The sequence below is a fragment of the Novosphingobium sp. FW305-C-30-35 genome, assembly GCF_058783135.1.
Map to the genome: position 1 here is coordinate 295,651 of NZ_JBYSYJ010000003.1, position 19,654 is coordinate 315,304.

Annotated in this window: 20 protein-coding genes and 2 pseudogenes; 8 read left to right on the forward strand and 14 right to left on the reverse strand. The window is 60.5% G+C overall.

Annotated elements, in window-relative coordinates; all coding sequences use genetic code 11:
• Window positions 1-57: 57 nt before the first annotated feature.
• The 6 genes and pseudogenes from AC3WLM_RS20945 to AC3WLM_RS20970 form a co-directional block, all read right to left on the reverse strand.
• Window positions 58-327, reverse strand: a pseudogene (locus AC3WLM_RS20945) (IS110 family transposase); the annotation flags it as partial.
• Window positions 328-486: 159 nt separating this feature from the next.
• Window positions 487-1,701, reverse strand: coding sequence for a type II toxin-antitoxin system HipA family toxin (locus tag AC3WLM_RS20950; RefSeq protein WP_039338718.1), 1,215 nt, complete (start codon window positions 1,699-1,701; stop codon window positions 487-489).
• Window positions 1,698-2,240 (reverse strand): helix-turn-helix domain-containing protein, encoded by a 543-nt coding sequence (locus AC3WLM_RS20955; RefSeq protein ID WP_230487957.1) that lies wholly within the window; start codon window positions 2,238-2,240, stop codon window positions 1,698-1,700. The genes AC3WLM_RS20950 and AC3WLM_RS20955 overlap by 4 nt, the downstream gene beginning before the upstream one ends.
• Window positions 2,241-2,853: 613 nt before the next feature.
• Window positions 2,854-3,585: an alpha/beta hydrolase gene (locus AC3WLM_RS20960; protein WP_156135956.1), complete on the reverse strand. Its 732-nt coding sequence runs from the start codon at window positions 3,583-3,585 to the stop codon at window positions 2,854-2,856.
• A 354-nt stretch (window positions 3,586-3,939) separates the two neighbouring features.
• On the reverse strand, window positions 3,940-5,319 hold the full coding sequence (locus AC3WLM_RS20965; RefSeq protein ID WP_039338029.1) for a nicotinate phosphoribosyltransferase: 1,380 nt from the start codon (window positions 5,317-5,319) through the stop codon (window positions 3,940-3,942).
• 59 nt (window positions 5,320-5,378) lie between these two features.
• Window positions 5,379-6,443, reverse strand: coding sequence for a bifunctional nicotinamide-nucleotide adenylyltransferase/Nudix hydroxylase (locus tag AC3WLM_RS20970; protein ID WP_039338030.1), 1,065 nt, complete (start codon window positions 6,441-6,443; stop codon window positions 5,379-5,381).
• Between the two features lie 102 nt (window positions 6,444-6,545).
• Here AC3WLM_RS20970 and AC3WLM_RS20975 point away from each other — a divergent pair, with 102 nt between their 5' ends.
• Window positions 6,546-7,250, forward strand: coding sequence for an NUDIX hydrolase (locus AC3WLM_RS20975; protein ID WP_052242734.1), 705 nt, complete (start codon window positions 6,546-6,548; stop codon window positions 7,248-7,250).
• Window positions 7,251-7,513: 263 nt separating this feature from the next.
• Entirely contained in the window at window positions 7,514-8,350 is an 837-nt protein-coding gene (locus tag AC3WLM_RS20980) for an IS5 family transposase (RefSeq protein ID WP_066554070.1), read from the forward strand.
• 14 nt (window positions 8,351-8,364) lie between these two features.
• On the opposite strand, the gene AC3WLM_RS20985 is transcribed toward AC3WLM_RS20980, so the two are convergent.
• Complete coding sequence (locus tag AC3WLM_RS20985) at window positions 8,365-8,529, reverse strand: helix-turn-helix domain-containing protein (RefSeq protein ID WP_231735508.1); 165 nt, start codon at window positions 8,527-8,529, stop codon at window positions 8,365-8,367.
• Window positions 8,530-8,580: 51 nt separating this feature from the next.
• Here AC3WLM_RS20985 and AC3WLM_RS20990 point away from each other — a divergent pair, with 51 nt between their 5' ends.
• From AC3WLM_RS20990 to AC3WLM_RS21000, 3 genes are all read left to right on the forward strand, one after another.
• On the forward strand, window positions 8,581-8,715 hold the full coding sequence (locus tag AC3WLM_RS20990) for a hypothetical protein (RefSeq protein WP_492478645.1): 135 nt from the start codon (window positions 8,581-8,583) through the stop codon (window positions 8,713-8,715).
• Between the two features lie 275 nt (window positions 8,716-8,990).
• Window positions 8,991-9,152 (forward strand): hypothetical protein, encoded by a 162-nt coding sequence (locus tag AC3WLM_RS20995; protein ID WP_156135919.1) that lies wholly within the window; start codon window positions 8,991-8,993, stop codon window positions 9,150-9,152.
• Window positions 9,137-9,385, forward strand: a complete 249-nt coding sequence (locus AC3WLM_RS21000; RefSeq protein WP_492478646.1) for a hypothetical protein — start codon at window positions 9,137-9,139, stop codon at window positions 9,383-9,385. Before AC3WLM_RS20995 ends, AC3WLM_RS21000 begins: the two co-directional genes overlap by 16 nt.
• On the opposite strand, the gene AC3WLM_RS21005 is transcribed toward AC3WLM_RS21000, so the two are convergent.
• On the reverse strand, window positions 9,368-9,523 hold the full coding sequence (locus AC3WLM_RS21005; RefSeq protein ID WP_492478647.1) for a hypothetical protein: 156 nt from the start codon (window positions 9,521-9,523) through the stop codon (window positions 9,368-9,370). The genes AC3WLM_RS21000 and AC3WLM_RS21005 overlap by 18 nt on opposite strands.
• Before the next feature lie 128 nt (window positions 9,524-9,651).
• Between AC3WLM_RS21005 and AC3WLM_RS21010 the strand changes: the two genes are divergently transcribed.
• Window positions 9,652-10,146 carry a hypothetical protein gene (locus AC3WLM_RS21010; RefSeq protein ID WP_492478648.1) on the forward strand — a complete coding sequence of 165 codons (495 nt, stop codon included), beginning with the start codon at window positions 9,652-9,654 and terminating at the stop codon, window positions 10,144-10,146.
• A gap of 62 nt (window positions 10,147-10,208) precedes the next feature.
• Window positions 10,209-10,370: a hypothetical protein gene (locus tag AC3WLM_RS21015; protein ID WP_492478649.1), complete on the forward strand. Its 162-nt coding sequence runs from the start codon at window positions 10,209-10,211 to the stop codon at window positions 10,368-10,370.
• Between the two features lie 1,385 nt (window positions 10,371-11,755).
• Here AC3WLM_RS21015 and AC3WLM_RS21020 read toward each other — a convergent pair.
• From AC3WLM_RS21020 to AC3WLM_RS21045, 6 genes and pseudogenes are all read right to left on the reverse strand, one after another.
• A pseudogene (locus tag AC3WLM_RS21020) lies at window positions 11,756-12,433 on the reverse strand (transposase); the annotation flags it as partial.
• 207 nt (window positions 12,434-12,640) lie between these two features.
• Window positions 12,641-13,369 carry an IS21-like element helper ATPase IstB gene (gene istB / locus AC3WLM_RS21025; protein WP_492478075.1) on the reverse strand — a complete coding sequence of 243 codons (729 nt, stop codon included), beginning with the start codon at window positions 13,367-13,369 and terminating at the stop codon, window positions 12,641-12,643.
• Window positions 13,356-14,870, reverse strand: a complete 1,515-nt coding sequence (gene istA, locus AC3WLM_RS21030) for an IS21 family transposase (RefSeq protein WP_492478074.1) — start codon at window positions 14,868-14,870, stop codon at window positions 13,356-13,358. The genes istB and istA overlap by 14 nt, the downstream gene beginning before the upstream one ends.
• Window positions 14,871-15,685: 815 nt before the next feature.
• Window positions 15,686-15,883 (reverse strand): hypothetical protein, encoded by a 198-nt coding sequence (locus tag AC3WLM_RS21035; RefSeq protein ID WP_118075553.1) that lies wholly within the window; start codon window positions 15,881-15,883, stop codon window positions 15,686-15,688.
• A gap of 141 nt (window positions 15,884-16,024) precedes the next feature.
• Window positions 16,025-16,594 (reverse strand): outer membrane beta-barrel protein, encoded by a 570-nt coding sequence (locus AC3WLM_RS21040; protein WP_492478650.1) that lies wholly within the window; start codon window positions 16,592-16,594, stop codon window positions 16,025-16,027.
• Window positions 16,595-17,011: 417 nt separating this feature from the next.
• Window positions 17,012-18,208, reverse strand: coding sequence for an IS256 family transposase (locus tag AC3WLM_RS21045; protein WP_004207098.1), 1,197 nt, complete (start codon window positions 18,206-18,208; stop codon window positions 17,012-17,014).
• Window positions 18,209-18,906: 698 nt separating this feature from the next.
• On the opposite strand from AC3WLM_RS21045, the gene AC3WLM_RS21050 reads away from it, so the two are divergent.
• The gene (locus AC3WLM_RS21050; RefSeq protein WP_118075551.1) at window positions 18,907-19,380 is read left to right on the forward strand and encodes a Ros/MucR family transcriptional regulator; all 474 of its coding nucleotides are present in this window, start codon (window positions 18,907-18,909) and stop codon (window positions 19,378-19,380) included.
• Window positions 19,381-19,654 lie beyond the last annotated feature (274 nt).

The window sequence follows — 19,654 nt, forward strand, 5'->3', positions numbered from 1 at the left end:
GTTCCTCCGCATTATGGGGACCTCGTGATTAGTGAAGTTATGGCGAGGTGAGCATAATTTGACAAACGGTTTGACGTAGGCGGGCGAGATCAGCCGAACTTCGTGGCCCATGGTCTCCAACTCGCGCGCGCAGTGATGTGCGCCGCCACAGGCTTCGAGAGCCACGACACAGGCTGGCTGGCCGGCGAAGAAATTGAGCAGCTTTGCCCTGGTCAGCTTGCGGCTGAAAACCATGGCGCCGCGCTCGTCGGCGCCATGTGCGTGAAAAACGTTCTTGGCGATATCCAGACCGATTGTGGTAACCTGCGACGACGGACTCCTCCTCAAGTGGTGTTTCAACACCTCCACTTTGGGACATAGAGCCGTCGGGGGGCGTCCACCCCATCAAGAATCGATCACGTCAAAATTGAGCGCGAACGACCGGGTTCGGGGCGCCAGCTGTCCGAGGCCTGGCCAAGCTTTGCTAGGCGCGGGGGGAGTGAATACCTAGACCGCAAGGCGCTTTCGATGCTTGTCGATTGCGGCCACGACTTCTCCCGAAAAGGGCAGATGCGCCTTTTCTTGATCCCAAAGCGCGTCAAATTGCTCGACGGTCTCTTTCGCCGTCGAGACGACAAGGTGTGAGGGCAACCGCGCCTTATCCGCGATTGTTTCCAGTTCGCGGTAGGTGAACGACTCCCATTCGCGCGAGCGATGGAATTTGAGAGCGGAATCTTCCTCGGGGATATAGGCAACCGTCGATAGGAGGTCGTAAGCGGGGGCGAGGATTGGTCGGCGCTTGTCGGGATAGATCAGCGACCAGTTTTTCAGGTGCATGTCACCATTGCCGATCAGCACGGAATAGGTGAGGCGGCGGACAAACTCGACGGCGCTTGCCTCGTCTGTCTCGATGGCGAGCACAGACAAGATTTGGCGGTAGCTGGCATTCTCATACTTATCGTCGGGGTACACGCCATAGACCTGGGCAAAGTCCTCGACGTGAATTGCGCCTTCCTCGCTACGATCGAAGCGGCGTATGGCGTAGGCTGACGCCCCGTATCGGGTGATGCCGTCGGGCAATCCTTCAATCGTATCGAGCGGCACGAGATCGATGCCAGGGACATCGATCCCGAGCTTGGAGGCCAAGCTCATGGCGGCGTACTCGTTTTCCGGTACGTCGGGGTGACGGGCTGATGGGAGTTTTACGATCCAGTCGCCGCCTGTGCCGCTTACCGGAATGGTGAGTCCACCATTTTTGCCTCGGGTCTTCAAGGCCGAGAATTTGAGCTGAACGCCTGCAAGGGAGAAACGCAGGGCATGCTTGGCCTGCCCTGCGACACCGTCATTTTCGGAATCCTCGGGCGGGGCATCGCGTGCCTCAACGGGAACGGCTTTGACGGCTCCTGGCAAGTCGCCGCCGAGTTGGGCGAGCAGCGGGTATTCGCGAATAGCTTTGACCCCAGCGCGCCGCGCCAAATAATCGCGCAGCGTACCCTCGGGCAGGAGGTTGGAGAAGAACGGCTCTATCTTGGTCTGGTAAGCGCGCGGCGCGTTGACGATGCCGCCATAAGGGTCGCGGTAGGCGAGCGAGAGCGTCGAACGATCCTCATCTGCGAGGTAAACCTCGTCAAACGTGAAGATGCTGCGATCCCCATCGAGACGGGCAAGCGTCCCGATGCGGCGGTCATACAGGAGTATGTCGAGAGCGGATGCGTCAATCATTCGTCATCCTCCTCCAGCCGATAGGCGGGAAGCTGACGCCGTGTCTCTATGAGCGGTGTGTGCACCTGAATGTTGCGGAAGTGCCTAAGCGATGAAGTCGCCTCCTCAAGCTGCTTGGCCAGCTTGGATGCAGCGCCCTGAGCTTCGACCAGGGATTTGAGACGCTTTGCAGGTTGCAAAGCTTCGTCCAGAGCCTTCAGTTGAGCGGCATCGAATTGCAGCTTTAGAATGTTCCGGATCGCGTTCTGAAAGCCCTCGATCTGCGAAAGATCGGGAAAGCTACCTTTGATGCGCTCGGCAAGCTGCGCTTGCTCGTTGAGCAAGTTCAGGGCCCGACTGGTTTCGACAGTCGTGCCGTGGGCGCGAACAGCGCCCTCCACAGCGGGCAAAGCCTTGCGGGGGACAAGCTTGACCTCAAGGTCGAGCGCGCGCGCGATTTCGACAAGGCTTGAGAGCTGGAGGTCAACTGCGCCTTTCTCTATCTTGGAGATATGGCTTTGAGGCAGGCCAACGCGCTGCCCCAGTTCCTTCTGGGTCATTGCCTTTGCCTGCCGTGCCGCACGAACGCTGGCGGCTATCTCGTTAATTCCTGCTCTCATTTATCTGCTTTTGCATATACCGGACTAAAAATATATGGTTTTGCATATCCTGCTCTAGGAGTTTCCTCAAGATTCATATGTTTTTGCATATATTCTTCATATTTAATCTGTAATTGCATATATAGAATGGCGAATTTGCAGGGCTACTGCCGTGGCCTAAGCCCGCCAGCTTCCTCCAGATTTGGGTGGAATTTGGTCCAGGCAGGAAGGGTGGCCACGACCTGGACCAAAGGAGACTTACATGCAGCACCTCTGGAGCCGTTAATGTCCGCCATGTTGGCGGCTGCGGTCGGCACGTCGAGCGGAGGTAGGACTGGCGGGTCCCGACCAACTCAAGCCGTTCCCATCAGCGGCTGGGAACGACCGTTCGGGCCGAAAGCGGCCATGAGCATCGCTAAAACGCAGCGCCCTGTTTTCGTGATCCCAGACTGGCGATTCCCGCCCCAAAGGCGGACATTAGGCCGGCAGAAGAATGTCGTAGCAGCGTTTCGTCGGGGCCGTTTCGCGCGGCTTACTTGTGAATTGGTGGAGCTATCGTGCCAAAGCCGGATCGCTAATTGGCAATGCTGGCCAGCCAAGCAAGCGTTCGATCCTGCGAGCTGGCTGTATAAGCCAGCTCATGCCCTTTGGCAGGAAAGATGTCGAGGCGGGCGTGTCCGCTTGCCGCGGCCAGCGCAGCACCTTGGGCCGCGGGAATGAGCGTATCCATTCCCCCATGCAATATCAGCGTCGGGCAGCCGATCCTCGCCAGTTTCCGCTCGTTATCGAAGCGGTCGCGCACAAGCAGGCCTGCAGGCACGAATGGGAGTTGCAATTGGACCACATCGACCATGCTGGTGAATCCGGAAACAAGGATGAGGGCGGCGACCCTGTGCTCCATAGCCATTTCGGTGGCGACCCCCGATCCAAGCGAGTTGCCCATAATGACTATCTGCGGGCCCTGAACGCCATGGTTCATGAGCCACTGAAGTGCAGCTCTGCCGTCGTTGTACAATCCTTCCTCACTGGGCGATCCGGGATTCCCGGCATAGCCTCGATACTCCGGCAGGAGCAGGCCGTATCCAGCTCGGGCGAAGGCTTGGGTTGCTACTCTGCTACCCGCGTTGGTGTCGCCGTTACCGTGGAAAAAGACGATCGTCGGCTGCCCATCCCTAGCGGGCCGATAAATTGCACGCAGAACGAACCCATCGGGCGTCCTGAGGCTGACCATTTCCGGATCGGCGAGCGCATTTGAGCCTGCATGAGTTGCGCCAGGATAAATGTAGGATCGCTGGTTGACGTACAACCATGTCAGGCTTGCCAAATAGAGCAGGAGGGTCCCTCCAACGGCGCCCAAAATGATCTTTCGCGCCAGTTGCCCATCTCCGACCAGGGACGACGGCTTCTGCCGATGTCCAATCCTCGAAACTCATAGTGCGATGGATAGCCATCCACTTGGGCGGTCGTCAAACCTACATTAGAGGGGTCAGCCATGCGACGGTCCGCTTCCCACCAGAATGCAAAATTCGCCACCGACGGCTGCCGACCAAATCCAGTCACTTCGGTGCCCATCTATGAACGGCGGCTACTTTCGAGAGCTGCCAAAGCGACATCATAGAATGCAAAGGGGGCGCCAACGCGGACGCACCCTGTGCAAGTCTCAAGCCGCCCGCGCCCGCAGTTCGTCAAAGCTGTGGCGCACCAGCATGGTCCCGTTGCGCCAGACCGGGCGGAGCAGGTTGTCGGCATCGGCCACGTCGTCCATCCGCCGCGCCACCATGTGGCCTGCTTCGAGCACCACCGCCTGCCGCCCCGCCTTGCTGGCCTTGCCGAGGTCGGTGGCAGGCGCCTTGGACACGTCGTGCCACACGCCTTCGGCATCGCCCATGGCGTTGGCCTTCATCGCAAAGCGCAAGGTGTCGCGATTGACCTGCTGGAGCAGGCCGCCGCCCATGCCGAAGGCGATGTTGTCGATGGCGAAGCCTTCCTCGATCAGCCGATCGATCAGACGGGCAATCGTGGCAGGCGTCATGCCATCGCCCTGGATCACGCGGACGTGGGGATCGAGCACGCGATAGCCCTTGGCGTTGACCGTGCCGCCGAAGGCCTCCCACAAGGTCTTGACTGCCCGCACCGGGGTTTCCACCGGGTCGCCACTGTCGGGCCGGACGACGAGCGTGCCCTTGCGCGCCAGCACCTTGTCGCGCAGGCTCCCGCCCCAGATTCCAGTCAGCGCCGCATCGAGGTCGTAGCTGTCCGAGACCACGGCGACGACCTTGCCTTCACCCTCGAAGGCGTCGAGCATGTTGGCATAGGCCGCTTCCTCGCGCTCGCGCCCCCAGCTGGTCATCGTGCTGTGCTCGGCCGCCGGGATCGAGAAGCCGGCCATGTCCGCTCCGTAATAGCGACGGGCGGCGATCAGCCCTTCCATAGTGTCGGTGCCCATGAAGTTGACAAGGTGGGCCATGCCGCCAAGGCCTGCACTCTCGCCGCTGCTGGTGCCGCGGGCGCCGAAGTCGTGCAGCTTGAATGGAAGCTGGCCTTCCACATCCTCGCTGGTCTTCGCGAGCCCTGCACGGATGATCAGGCGGCACTGGCGGCTGAGCGTGGCGACCGTAGTCGGATACCAGATTGCGCGAAGCAGCGCGGTCTCGATGAAGGTTGCCAGCCACGGCAGGCGCGGGTCTGTCGTTTCGACCTGCACCATCGGCACCCCGGTCGGCACGATCATGCCTTCAGGCAGAGCGCGGATCTCGATCGGCAGGTAGGCGCCATGTTCGTCGAGCACGATCTGCCAGCCCTTGCGATTGAAGGGCACGCCATGCGCGGTGCAGACTGCCTCGGCCTCTTCGATGTCAGCCTGGGTGATCGGCCGCCCGAGATAGTCCATGAGATAGGGCTGCAGGCCCATGAACAGCACTTCGTCAGCAAAGTCGTTGGGGCGAGCCTCGATATAGGCGCTGATCGCGCGGGTCTCGGGCGGGTACTGCAGATAGTGGCTGTGCTTGTAGCTGTCGGTTGCCAGGAGCAGGTTGGTCATGATGTGAACTCCTCACATTTTCGCCGGGTGCAGGACTCCCCTGCGCGGCGCTTCCGTCTTCAAAGGTCGGCCATTTCCTCGATGATGGCCCAGTGGTCCTCGAACAGCATTTCAGGCGACAGATCGCCAAAGCGGTACCACTGCGCGTGCGCCGCATCGTCACCGCCCTTCACGCTGAACAGCTTGCGGCGTTCGGGCAGGCGGAACAGGAAGGCGTGGGTGATGATACGACCACGCAAGGAACGGTTCGGCGCATCGAACACCCGCGTACGCGCATCCTCAATAAAGCTGGCGAGCATAGCCGGCGGGATCTGGCCCTTGCCGTCGCTGATCGCGGTTTCCTCGCGCAGCTCGCGGATCGCGGCGTCGCGAATGCGCTCGGCCGGATTTACGAAGCCACCCGGCAGTGCAAGCAGGCCCTTGCCCGGTGCCCATCCCCGTTCGACCAGCAGGATGTGTCCCGACTGGACGACGACCGCATCGGCGGTGACGAAGGGCCCCCTCCCCCATTGCGCAGGATAAGCCGCCAGAAACTCGGCTTCCTCAAGCAGCGCCTTGAAGGTCTCGCCCAGCATGAACTCGCGCAGGAACTCTGCAACACCTGCAGAGAGGATGGCGGCGGGCACTTCAGGGATGCGCTGGAAATAGCGCTGGCGCACGTCGCTCGACGAGAAGGTGCCGTACTGGCTCTCGACCTGCAGGTTCTCCCACTCCGGGAACAGCTTGAGGTAATAGGACGAGGCATCCTTGCCGTAGCCGGCCAGAGCGACACGGAAATCGCTCAGCCCATGGTTCTGGAAGCCGTGACCGTTGCCATGCTCGAGCACCAGGGAACGAACCTTGCGCTGGACCTGTGTGACCCAGGCGGTGTCGGAATAGAGGTGATCGTCGATGGGGGCGATGATCAGGCGGCCCTGTGCCACTTCGTGCCGGAAAGCGGAACGCAGCATCGCCTCCCGCTCGGCATAGGTGAAGGGATTGCGCGGATCGCGCGCGACATTGGCCGACCCCACCAGCACGAACAACCGCTCGACCTGTTCGAGCGTGCGCGTGATGACGTGTTCATGGCCGACGTGCAGTGGCTGGAAGCGTCCTATTAAGACGCCGAAATCGAACTTGCTCATATCCGAGGCTCCCCCAGATGATCGTAGCGAGGCGGACTCCCCGACTCGCACCAGTCTTATACACACTGGACTTATATCCAGTCAAGATATAAGACGGACGTCATGAGCCATCCACCCTTCGCCGTCACTGTCGACCTCGTGCTGATGACCGTCGTCGACGCTGTTCTGTCGGTCCTGCTGCAGCGCCGGGGCGAAGAGCCTTACGTCGACGCGCTTGCGCTGCCGGGCGGGTTCGTTGGCATTGAGGAGACGCTGGACGATGCTGCAAGGCGCATGCTGGTGGGCAAGGCAGGCGTTGCCGCGCAGGACAGCGCCTGGCTGGAGCAGCTGTACACCTTCGGCGATCCGCAGCGCGATCCACGGATGCGCACAGTGAGCGTCGCCTACTTTGCTCTGCTGCCACATGCGGTTCTACAACAGGCCGTTACTTCGAAAGCAGATCTTGCGTTACGCCCGGTCACAGAACCTGGCGAGCTGCTCGCATTCGACCACACCGCCATCATTGCAACAGCGCATGGGCGGCTCCGCGGCAAGCTCGACTACGCTCCCCTTGCCTTCTCTCTGCTGCCTGACCTCTTCACTCTGCGTGATCTCCAGGCCGTGCATGAGGCCATCACTGGCAGCACCTTCAACAAGCCCGCCTTCCGTCGCCGCATGCTCGACACTGGCTGGATCGAAGCAACAGGGCAGCGCGAGAGCGACACGCCGTTTCGGCCGGCGGAGCTTTACAGAATAAGTGCGCGTGTCACCGATAGCAGTGAAGTTTATCAACGAGACTTGGACCGCCGATACTCGAGGGTGCCCTGACAATTTCAAAAGTGTTTTGTGCTGTCTCCGACCAAATAAAGTCGTAGGGCCATGAACATCTAAATGGCAGCTCGACCCAAAACTAGACCATGATCTGCTCAGCTGTGATACAACAGGGGCGAGCCGAACGTTTGACGACCGAGCCAGATTTAGCATCTAAGAGCCCGATCCGAAACTAAGTTGAGTGGTATCAGTGGGTTAGCTTGACGACCCGCCCAGTCGTTGATTCAGGGGTTTCGCCAAAAACTACCTGGGATACAACGATGTGGACCGATACCACTCGCGCTCTCCATGCGCGAAGCATGCTAGCTTTACCAACAGATTTAACCGATGCCGAATGGGCTTTCTTCGAGCCACTTCTTCCTCCACCAGCAAAGACAGGTCGACCACGGAAGTGGGAGATGCGCCGGATTGTTGAGGCCATCTTCTATCTGCTCCGGGGTGGGCTGCCATGGCGAATGCTGCCACCTTGCTTTCCACCGGTCTCAACGGTGCGACGCTGGTTCTACATATGGCGCGATACTGGGCTATGGCAGGCCTTGAACCATGGCCTTCTTATGCTGGTCCGTGAAGCACAGGGGCGTGAGGCCTCGCCCAGCGCCGGTGTGATCGACAGCCAGAGCGTCAAAACCACTGAAAGTGGCGGACCTCGGGGCTACGATGCTGGAAAGAAGATCAAAGGCCGCAAGCGTCACATCCTAACCGACACCGAGGGCAATCTGGTTCACGCCGTCGTCCATACCGCTGACATTCAGGATCGCGATGGAGCTCCGATGGTCTTGGGCGGCGTCATCAAGCGGTTTCCCTGGCTGCGGCACGTGTTCGCTGATGGCGGATATGCTGGCCAGAAACTGAAGGATGCCCTGAAGCCTTTGGGTAGCTGGATGATCGCAATCATCAAACGCTCCGACACGGTCAAGGGCTTCGAAGTCTTGCCCCGCCGGTGGGTTGTCGAAAGGACAATCGCCTGGCTCAACCGAAATCGCCGACTTGCCAAGGACTTCGAGCAGACCATCGCATCTGCCACCGCTTGGCTCTTCGCGGCCTCGGTACAAGCCTTCATCCGGCGTGCCGCAAGACACTGTCATTCAACAAATTAGTTTCGAATCCGACTCTAAGCCGCCTTGGCCAGCCTACGCGGGGTCTGTGGTGGCTGGCCATACTGGCGCACGAACGCCTCGCGCATACGACGGATGTCGATGAAGCCCGATTCCAGCGCGATCTGGTCCATCGGGTGACGGGTCTCCTCGATCATCAGCCGCGCTGCAACCAGACGCATCTGCTCGATGGCCTTGGCCGGGGTTTGGCCGGGGCACCTCGGACGATCCCCGTGCCGCAGCCGCTTCCGCCTTCCCGCAAGGTTGCCGAAGCTCGAGGCAAGGTTTCGGCAGAGGATATCGAGGCGGTGAAGGAAGCCGGGTTCAGCGAAGGCCAGATCACCGAAATCGTCGCCGTGTTGGCCTAGATCTTCTTCACCAACCTGATCAACAACGTTGCGGGCACGGAAGTGAACTTCCCGGCGATTTAGGTCAGTGCTCCCAATGCCGAGGAAGTTGCGGCCTTGTGCGATTTTAAATCGCACTGGGCCGCGACCGATCGAAGGGAGGCCAACAGCGACACTGCTCGTAATCCGAGTCCGTCGCAAATGACCGCTTCGTCTCACGATCCGTTGATCCATTGCGACAGCAGCCGACCGATAGTGTTGAAAAACCCACTGCTGGGATTGAGGGTAATGTCAACTTGGCAACGGTTGAGGAAACGATGGGGTCGGACGTTGCGGGCCTGTTCCGTCCATGGCTGCAATTCATCGCGAATGAATGGGTTTACGATCGTGCGGGCATGAGCAAGCTGGAAGCCTTCATGCGGGCGACACAGCGCTCGTCGGCATGGCTTACCGCCTAGGTACGATGTTCGCTCAGCTTGGTGGCTATGTCGGCTCGGTGGAGCGTATTGGTCCTCACTGGTTCGCGGCGGGCATGAACACGACGCTGCGCAATCCTAAAGAGGCCAGTGCCTTCGCTCTCGATCGTAGCCTTGAACTCAAGAGCCGCTTCGACACGCTGGACCGCGACATCAGGGAAAGCGTGCGCCGCTTCGCTGGCAAGACTGACCTTGCTTCAATGGTGCAGCGCTAAAGGTTCACCGGCATCAGCTTCTTCGATCGCCTCGTCGTCTTTCCGACCTGGATCGGCGCGTACAACAAGGCCATCGCGGCGGGCATGGACGAAGACCAAGCGGTGCACGAAGCGGACTCCGCCGTCCGTGAAAGCCAAGGTGCGGGCGCTGCCAAGGATCTGGCTGCAATCCAGCGCGGGAGCGGTCCTGCCGGTGAGATGGGCAAGTCCTTGACGATGTTCTACTCGTTCCAGTTCGCGAACTATCAGCGGTTTCTGGAGTTGGCTTGGGACGCCGGAGAGGCTGTTCGCAGCCGCAATGGGAGATGGTGCCGGAACTGGCGATGCGCGGCCTGTTGCTGGCTGTCGTTGCTCCTATCCTGCCTGCGCTGCTGTCAGGGCAAGGGCCTGACGATGACAACGAGGAAAGTTGGACCGAATGGGCGGCCAAGACTTCGGTGTATGGTTTGGCGGCTCCTATCCCGTTGGCGCGCGATATCGTGCCTGTGGTCGGCCGCAAACTCGCAGGCGATCGGTCTTACGGCTATCGCTTCTCGCGAATCCAAGGCCTCCCAGAATCGCTTGAGCGTGTCGCTGGTGACGTTCGAAAGGCCGCTGAGGGCAGGGAAACCAAGAGGGCAACCCGTAACACTCTGGAAGCTGCTGGCTACATGACAGGGCTTGTGCCGGGGCAAGGCGCGGCATCGGCGCAGTTCTTCGTCGACGTGCTCGCAGGCGATACTCAGCCCCAAGACATGGGCGACTGGTGGCAAGGCGTGTGATTCGGTAAAATCTATGCGGAGCAATGACTTAGTTGCGTCAACGCAAGTAGGAGGTGGCCGCAATGGATGACATGGTAGAAATGTTAGCCTTGATCAAACAGGCCCGCGACATCTGGGAAGTTGATCCCGACGAAGCCAGCATCGAAGAGCCGCAGGCTTGGGAGGATTTAAACGAGGTCGGCATCAAGCTGGCGAGGCTCAAAGGTGAACCCGAACCGGGCTAGTCCTTCCAAATCGGCCCACACCGCACATCCTTGCACCCGTCATTTCGAGCACCTAAGCAAAGGCTCGACGAACATCATCATCAGGCTGCGGCCCTGCTTGTGCAGCGTTGCGTCAGAGCCCGCATAGGACGTGGCTGGAATTATTTGTGATCGCCCTTACGCACGTCGTCCAATTGACCGGAGCTTAGGAAGCGTTTGCAAATCATGTCGGCGATTATCCATGCGACGATAAATCCAAGTAGGACTATTGCGAGAACTGGTATGATCGGCATTACGATGCCCTCCGGCGAGTCGTCACTCTGGAGCGGCGCATTAAAGCCTACTGACTTTAGTTATGACAAGCCCCCCCTGTCTCCACGGGAACGAAGGGTCGATTGGGCTGTTGGTAGAAGAGGCCGGACGCCCCTTATCCGGCCCCTTTTACCAGTTGCACAAAATACTCCGGTCTGGTCATCAGATCGGAGTTTTTTGGATGGCAAACATGCTGCGAAGGCCGAACGTTGCCGGGTTCTTCAACGAAGGTAATATCTTGCCATCACGACGGGGCTTGAGTCGCCTGGTCGTGATGCCCTAGCCCTTGGGTGATCCAGCAAGGGCTAGGGCAGCTTATCGGAATACAACCCCAAGCCTGCAAGCATGCCGACGAGTAAGCAACCAAGTCCTGCAAGCGTCAGGACCAGCACCCACTCTGCAGCGTTCCAATCTGGCAGCTTCATGGGGTCCCTAGCCGTTCACTGCGAGTTGCAAGGCCAACAATGCCTTGCAGACGGCTCACCTAAATGTGAGTCTCAACAGTGTACTAAGGCGTTCTTTCCCATTGATTAATTGGGAAATTCGTCATCCTCGGTTCGGTCGGGCGACACGAATTTCCGAGACAAGATTTCCGCCAGGAACAAGGCCACAGCCAGGCCGACAACAACGATCAGGATTACAGGCAGGAGAGGCATTTGACGCGTCCCGTTGCATGCCGGGAGCGCGGTGGTCTCTCAAGCACCAGCAGGCGAACTGACTGGTGACATCAATCTCCTACACTCGTTTGGAGTGAGTGTCGAACCTTACAAGGGCATTACCTGTTTTGCGTTTCCGCTTTCACCGCGATCTTTCGCTCAGCATCAGCAATAGCTGCCTCGTCGAGTTTCCCAGACGCCTTCGGATAGTAGCCGGATTCGATGTCGAAACGGTCAATCTTGTCGCCTAACCCACTGCTATTGCCACCTCTTGAACGAGGTCCAGAAATGCGACGACAAAAGTGGACGGTTCGAAGAACCGTCTGATTCCGGCATGATAGGGACGCGATGGCCTGCGAGGGGATGGTGAGCCTCGGTGCTGGTTGGCTGATCCGCTGATTTCCTTGGTGGATCCGACTTCCGAACGAGGTTTTCGCGTTATGCAGGCGCACTACGCCCCTCAAGCCAGGCGAGCCTCTGGAAGTTATAGGCAAGGTTGGCCATGCCGATCTTGATGCGGGCGTGGGCAATGCCAATGGTGCGCACGATCAGGCCCATGCGGTGCTTTTGCCCGGCAAAGACGTGTTCGACTGCCGAGCGGATGGCTGAGCGCTTCGCATTGGCTCTGGCGACACGCTCGGGCATGGCACGGCGGTTCGGCTTGCGCTGGTGGATGTGGCTCTTGAACATACCCTTCTCAAGGAAGGCCTCGTTCTTCTTCGAACGGTAGGCGGTATCGGCCCAGACGCCCGAGCCGGTGTTGCTCGTGCTGATCAGATTCGGCAACCGGGCGCCGTCATTGGCATTGACGGCGCTGGCATCCCAGGTCCGGATCAACCCGTGAGCCCGGTCGATGCCCACGTGGTTCTTGTAACCGAACATCGGGATGGCGAGATCGACCGGCTTGAAGGCCTTGGGATCGGCACCCTCCTTCACCTTGGCCTTGGTGTACTTCACGCTCCAGCGGGCATCGCGATCCTTCTGACGGAGCCGGGCTGGCTTTGCCTTCCATGCCTCCGGGATCCGGCCGTCCTTGATCGCTGCCTTCTCCTCCTCGGTGTTCCGCTGCTTGGGGGCAGGCACAACGGTAGCATCGATGATCTGGCCGCCCCTGGCGTGTCAACCGGCGCGCAAATTTGACCCCCTATCGGCGTCCAAAATTGACCCCAGCTGATTGTTGTTTTGGCGGTTATCCCGGTAGTCCATAGGAGGGCCCCGCGGACGACGACGCGCGCCGTCAGGAGCGCTGGCGGCGGCGTCCGTGGGAGGTACCTGTGGACCCACCGGGTTAACCGCCGGGGATGGGGGTCCGGGGGAAGGGGTTCAGCTGCGGTGTTTGAACCGCCAGCTGTCGTTGCCCGTCTCGATAATATCGCAATGGTGGGTAATGCGATCGAGCAGCGCCGTCGTCATTTTGGCATCGTGGAACACGCTCGGCCATTCGCCGAACGCCAGGTTGGTGGTGATGATCACCGAGGTCTTTTCGTAGAGCTTGCTGATCAGGTGGAACAGCATCTGGCCGCCTGATCGGGCGAACGGCAGATATCCCAGCTCATCAAGCACGACGAGGTCGAGCCGGGCTAGTTGCGCTGCAAGGCTGCCTGCCTTGGCCTGACGGGCCTCTTCCTCGAGCCGATTGACCAGATCGACGGTGTTAAAGAACCGCCCTCGTGCCCCGGCACGGACCACGGCGGCAGCGATGGCAAGGGCCAGGTGCGTCTTGCCGGTGCCGGTGCCGCCGACCAGCACGATATTACGCTGTTCAGGCAGGAACGATCCGGCGTGTAGAGAACGAACCAGCCCTTCATTGATCGGTGTATCGTCGAACACGAAGCCATCCAGATCCTTGATCGCAGGCAGGCGGGCTGCGGTCATGCGGTAACGGATCGACGCTGCTTCGCGGTGTGCAACTTCAGCATGCAGGAGGTCGCCCAACATCTCCATCACGGAGCGGTCGCGGCGGATGCCATGGGTGACCGCATCGTCGAAGGCTGCGACCATGCCCTTCAAGCCCAGCCCCTTCAGGGCGCTGATCATCTCATGCCGCTGCATCAAGGCCTCGCACCGTGTCGTAGCGCGCGCAGTCGGCAATGGGCGGATGCTTGAGCTTGAGGTCCACCACGACGTCGATGGGCTGCGCTACCTGCGGTTCGCGTCGGCGCGACAGGATATTGAGGACCACTTCGTCGTTGACCGCGCCTGCCGCCAAGGCTTCGCGTATCGCGCCCTCAACCGCGGCAAGGCCATCGTCGATCACGGCAGCCAGTACCCGCACAAAGCGCCGGTCGGCATCGTCGCTCCTGCCTAGCTTGCGACGCAGCTGTGCCAGTGCAGGCGGCAGCTCCCAGTCATGGAACGGCGCGCCGTTGCGCCAGGCGCCGGGCTTGCGCGCGAGCACTGGCAGATAATGCCAGGGATCCAGCACGGTCTGGTTGCGTCCGAACATGCGGGCATGCTCAGCGACCACCTTGCCGGCATGGCGGATCACGATCCGGTCGGCATAGGCGCGTACCTGCACCACCTGCCGAGCGGCACTGGCCATGACCGAGTAGCGGTTGCGATCGAAGCTGACGAGGCAGGTCGCGGTGGCAACATGTTCGCTCTCGAAGAACCCGTCGAACGGCACGGGCAGTGGCTGCAACATGGCGCGCTCCCTCTCCAGGGCCGCAGCGATGGTCGTGTCTTCCAGGTCCGGGTGGGCATAGCGCTCGGCCCAGCGCCGGCACTCGGCCTCCAGCCAGGCGTTCAACTCCTCGATAGTGGCAAAGCGCAGGCGAGGCTTGAACAGTCGCTCCCTGCCAGTCTGGACCTGGTTCTCGACCTGGCCCTTCTCCCACCCCGCCGCCGGACTGCAGGCCACAGGCTCCACGCCGTAGTGGTCGGTCATGATCAGGAACCGTCGGTTGAACATGCGCTCCTTGCCGGTGAACACGGTCGTCACCGCGGTCTTCATGTTGTCGTAGATGCCCCGGGTGGGCACACCGCCGAAGAAGGCAAAGCCGCGCACATGGGCATCGAACACCATCTCCTGCGTCTCGCGCGGATAGGCCCGTACGAACGGTGCGCGCGACCAGCACAGCCGCATATGGGCCACCTTCACCCGCATCGGCTTGCCTGCAATCTCGACGTCCTCGTGGCTCCAGTCGAACTGGTAGGCCTCGCCGGGGCGGAACAGCAGCGGGATGAACACCTTACTCATGTCCCCGGCATCCACCCGGCGTTCCCGCTTCCAGCGCGCCGCATACCGCCGGACCGCATCATAGGAACCGGTGAAGCCCTCCCGCTCCAGCAGATCGTGAAGCCGGGTCAACCGTAGCCGATCACGGCGGGGCCGTTCCTCGTTCTGTTCCAGTAACTCATCCAGGCGCTCCCGGAACGGGCCGGTCTGCGGACGTGGCTGCTCTCGCCGCTCATAACTGAACTGCGCCTCGGGTGCCCGGATCGCCTTGCGCACCGTATTGCGCGACAAATGCATATCCCGCGCGATCGCCTTGATCGGTTTACCCTGCCTCGCTTCTCGTCGGATCTTCGCCGTCGTCTCCACAATCAACATCCCCATCCCCCACCGCTTGGAAATCCCAAACGGCGGTGCCTCACACCCAGGAATGAAGGGGTCAATTTTAGACGCCGATCACCCCGCTATGGGGGTCAATTTTGCACGCCGCTCCACATCCAGAAGCTCATTTTTACCTCGGGCAGATCCTGACCCGACGGTTACCGACCCCAGGCTGACAAGTCCGTGTGCTGGATCACATTGCATTGCTCCATCGCATGATCTGGCCCGCGCTGTCCCGAAGCGCGCAGGCGGGTCTGTGCCGTGCAAGAAGCGGCATCGGCTGTGAAGATTGCCCTTTGCCGGAACAATGCCCTTCACACTCCAGGATCAGAGGGCAGAGGCAGAGGCAGCACGCCGATCGAGGATCCTGCTCGGGCTGCCATTGTCTTGCGATGGGATAGCGCGCCGATGAAGGACGCTGGAGATGCTCGGCTCTGCGAGCCATGATCGCGTTGACCGCCTTCCAGCTCTGGCTGCCAGAGCGGAACCGGTCCGGGTGTGGATCGACGCTTTCCGCACCACCTTTTGCGACATGACCGGCCATCATGCGGCAGGTGCAAAAGAGACTATCGGAAGGCATTCGGCAGAACCGCAGCGCTGGTGCGTTCGGCAGAGCCGCAATGCCCTCCTGCGAAGCGATCTAGGCAAGTACCCCTAAGATCGCGTTAACATTGCAGCAACCATAAACTTGTGCTGTGGCTAGGTGGACGCCTGGGAACCGAACTCGCCTCCAGGCGGAGTGCTATCGGTCCCTCAGAATGAGACAAGCCCCGGGTCGATGATCGGCGTGGCCTGGCTGCAGACTTCCGGAATCAAACCATAGCGGCGGTCCGCGTCCGGACGCGGTGTGCACCGCGCTGACCTTGGCTCTGCCAATCGTTCTGACCGATGCCGGACGACCGCGGGTTCTGACTGCCATAGCCGGTCGCCACCCTTCGCTGGCTGATGGCGGTCATGCCAAAGGCAAGCTTCTGGCAAAACCCGGCAAGGGCAATTGCCTTGTTGCCCATGGTTTCAATCCCGCAATCTGCCCACCGCACGGCAGAAGCCTCGTGGCTTGCCGGATATCTCCAGAACGGGCTTGGAGCACCCGCGGAAAAAAGGGAAGGGCAGCGCCGCTGCCCTTCCCCAGTCTGTTCACTCAGGAGTGATCAGAAGCGCAGGCCGACGCCTGCGAGCACCTGGTTGCGCGAGAAGCTCGATTCGTAGTTCGAGTAGCGGTATTCGACGAGGCCGTAGCTGTTGCCGCCGAGGCCGAGCTGAGCGCCCAGGCCAAGGCGCACGCCATCACCGTTCTCGCCATCCTTGAAGCCGTTGAGCTCACCCTTGATGCGGGCGTTGGTATAGCCAACCTTGCCATAGAGATTCAGCTTCGGGTTGACCGCAGCGGTCACGCGAGCGCCGACGTAGAGGTCACGGCCGGTCGAAATCACCGCGCGATCGACACCATCGTCATAAACGTACCTGGTCGACGAATCCGAGACTTCAGCATCGATGCCAAAGGCGACGTTGCCAGTGGTTGGAATGTCATAGCCAAGAGCCAGACCGAAACCGACACCGTCTTCGCTGTACGTGCCGAGGCCAAAGTCATTCAGGTCGAGCGAGACGCGATCCCAGCCAACAAGCACTTCGGTGCGGACGCCCGAGGGAGCCTCGGCAAATGCAGGCGTGGCGCAAGCTGCAACAACGGCTGCGAGCGCGATCGAGATCTTCTTCATCATGTTCCTCATTTTTGCCATATCGCGGTTCTCATTGCGTTTCCTGCGACACCGCGGCGGCGCGCAATCGGAGGATTGACCGTCGGGGGCAACCGCAAAGTAGGACATGCGATATCGCGAAAAAACAAGGTGTTGCCGCAATGCAACAAAAGTCGCGATGGCGTGGGACACGAACGATGCTTGCAGGAAAATCGCACCAGGATCACAGAAATGTGCGCTTGCTCACTTGAACGGTCGGGATCAACGGCCAGGCTAGGCGTCCGGCATCCGACCAGGTCCCTGCATCCAGCCCGACTACGGGGATCTGGGCGAAATCTTGCAGACAGGCGCCCTGCGGCCGCCGTTTGCTCTTCACACTCTTGGGTCGTGTCCCACGGGGTGGTGTAGGAACCGTCGATCCGCAGTAGGATCAGGTTCGGGTCAGGCAGCCAGAGCTGGCAGGCTGACAATGGGGTTATGGCTCACCGAGCCGAGGGTTTCCAGCGTCATGTAACGGCGTGACACCGCCCACTCATCATTCTGTTCCAGCATGAGTGCTCCGACGAGGCGGACGACGGCGGCGTCATTCGGAAAGATGCCGATGACATCGGCCCTTCGCTTGATCTCCTTGTTCACCCTTTCCAGCGGGTTGGTCGACGCGATCTGCGCCCAGTGCTCCTTCGGGAAGGTCATGTAGGCAAGCACGTCCTCGCGCGATCCGGCCATCATGTCGGCCAGCTTCGGGAACTTCTCGCGCAGGGCATCGGCGACCTGTTCCCATTGCTGGTGAGCCGCTTCAGCCGTTTCCTGCGCAAAGATCGTCTTGATCATGGCGATGACTGCCGGTCGCTGCTTAGGCGCGGCATGTGCCAGCGCATTGCGCATCCAGTGGACCCGGCAGCGTTGCTGGCTCGCGGCGAACACCTTGCTGGCGGCGGCGCGCAACCCCTTGTGGTCGTCCGCGATGACCAGCTTTACCCCGCGAAGTCCCCGGTCGGCGAGCGAGCGCAGGAAGGCTTTCCAGAAGGGTTCCGCTTCTGAAGGGCCGGTGGCAACGCCCAGAACCTCGCGCCGACCATCGGTGTTGACGCCGACGGCGATTATCGCCGCCGTCGAGACGATCCGCCCGCCCTCGCGGACCTTGAGGTAGGTGGCGTCGATCCACAGGTAGGGCCACTCGCCCTCGATCGGCCGCTGCAGGAAGGCGTTCACCCGTTCGTCGATCTCGGCCACCAGACGGCTCACCTGGCTCTTCGAGACGCCGCTGGCGCCCATCGCCTTGACCAGATCGTCGACCGAGCGAGTCGAGACACCGTGGACGTAGGCTTCCTGGATCACCGCCGCCAACGCCTTCTCAGCCGTGCGGCGTGGCTCAAGGAAGCTCGGGAAGTAACTGCCCTTCCTGAGCTTGGGGATCGCCAGCTCGATCCGGCCGGCCCGAGTGTCCCAGCCCCGTTCGCGATAGCCGTTGCGGTGGTTGAGCCGCGCCGGGCTGCGACTGCCCGCAGCCGCACCCGTTCTGGCCTCAATCTCCAGATCCATCATGCGCTCGGCGGCAAATGCCAGCATATCGCGCACCAAATCGCTGTCTGCCCCTTGCTCAATCAGCTCAACAAGGGCCATTCTGTCGTCGGTCATCGTCTTCTTCTCCAGGTTCGAGTTCGCATCCGAACCCTACCAGAAGATCGACGGTGGCCACCCTCTCAGAGAAACCTTCCTACACCACCCCGTGGGACACGACCCACTCTTGGTGACAATGAACTGGCGCCCCTTGCCGCCGTTCTTGCCAAATCGGGTCGTCGCTGGCGGGACCTGGGATCGGGGTGATGTCTTGTACGGTTAGCCAACCAGCGCCTCAAATGCGGGAATCGGCTCTGACATCCGCGCAGTTGGCGCACCATACGCAGGCAAAGGCCTGCTCCAAGCTGCTTCGCACCGGCTATGAAAAAGGGAGATGGAACCATCCACTTGATGGATCAGGACCCCATCTGCAACGCAACCCGGTCCTGGGCAAATCTGCAAGCAGTTAAGCACAGATACCAATCTCGATCCCCCGATATGTTTTTTGGGGTACGATGATTTCCAGGGTCTAGCATGAGCGGGAGCAATTTTCGAACTTTATTGAGTTTCTCGGTATCCTGAAGACACGATCATATCGTGGACATGCTTACGCTCGCGCGTTGTCGAACCACTTATTAACATTGCGTTTCCAGTTTTTTGAATAAATGCACTGCCGACCATCGCGAAGGATAAGGAAAGACTGGTCGTGCAAGTCAGCGTGCGCTAGAAGTTCACGAATTATTTGAAAGTGCAATCCACCATGGGAGCTGACTGGAATGCAAGATGACCTTGCCGATCGCGAAACGCTTGTCACACTGACGTCGGATATTGTCTCCGCTCACGTGAGCAACAACGCCGTCGCAGTGGGCGACCTCCCTGCGCTCATCGCCAACGTCTACAACGCTCTTGCAGGTCTCGACAAGCCTGCGCAGGTACCCGAATCCCTTCCGGAGCCTGCAGTTTCGGTTCGGGCATCTGTCAAGCACGACTACATCGTCTGCCTTGAAGACGGCAAGAAGATGAAGATGCTCAAGCGCCATCTGGCGAACCGTTACAACATGACACCCGAACAATATCGTGCGCGCTGGAACCTGCCTGCCGACTATCCGATGGTGGCCCCTGCCTATGCCGAAAAGCGCCGGGAACTCGCCAAGGCAATTGGGCTGGGGCGCAAGCCCGGCACCAAGCTCGTCAATCCGATGGCCAAGCGTGGCCGCAAGCCCGCGAAGGCTGAAGCGGCACAGACCTGACACGCTACGCGAGCGACTTGCCTGTCGGGCCCCACGGATGGAATGGCTGCCTTGTTCTCGCTGCGATAGCGCGAGACAGCAGAAGCGTCCGGGCCGAAGGCCGTGTCGCATCCGGCTCGAACTGCGCCAATTGACCTCGGTGGGCCTTCGAAGCAGGGCCTTGGGGGCACGGAACGCGGGCACGGAACGCGGGCCCGCAGCGCGTGATCCTGGCTCACTCTCCATTGTGCGAGAATGTCCCGGTTGAGCGTGTGTCTCGGGTCTCTCCCTGAGG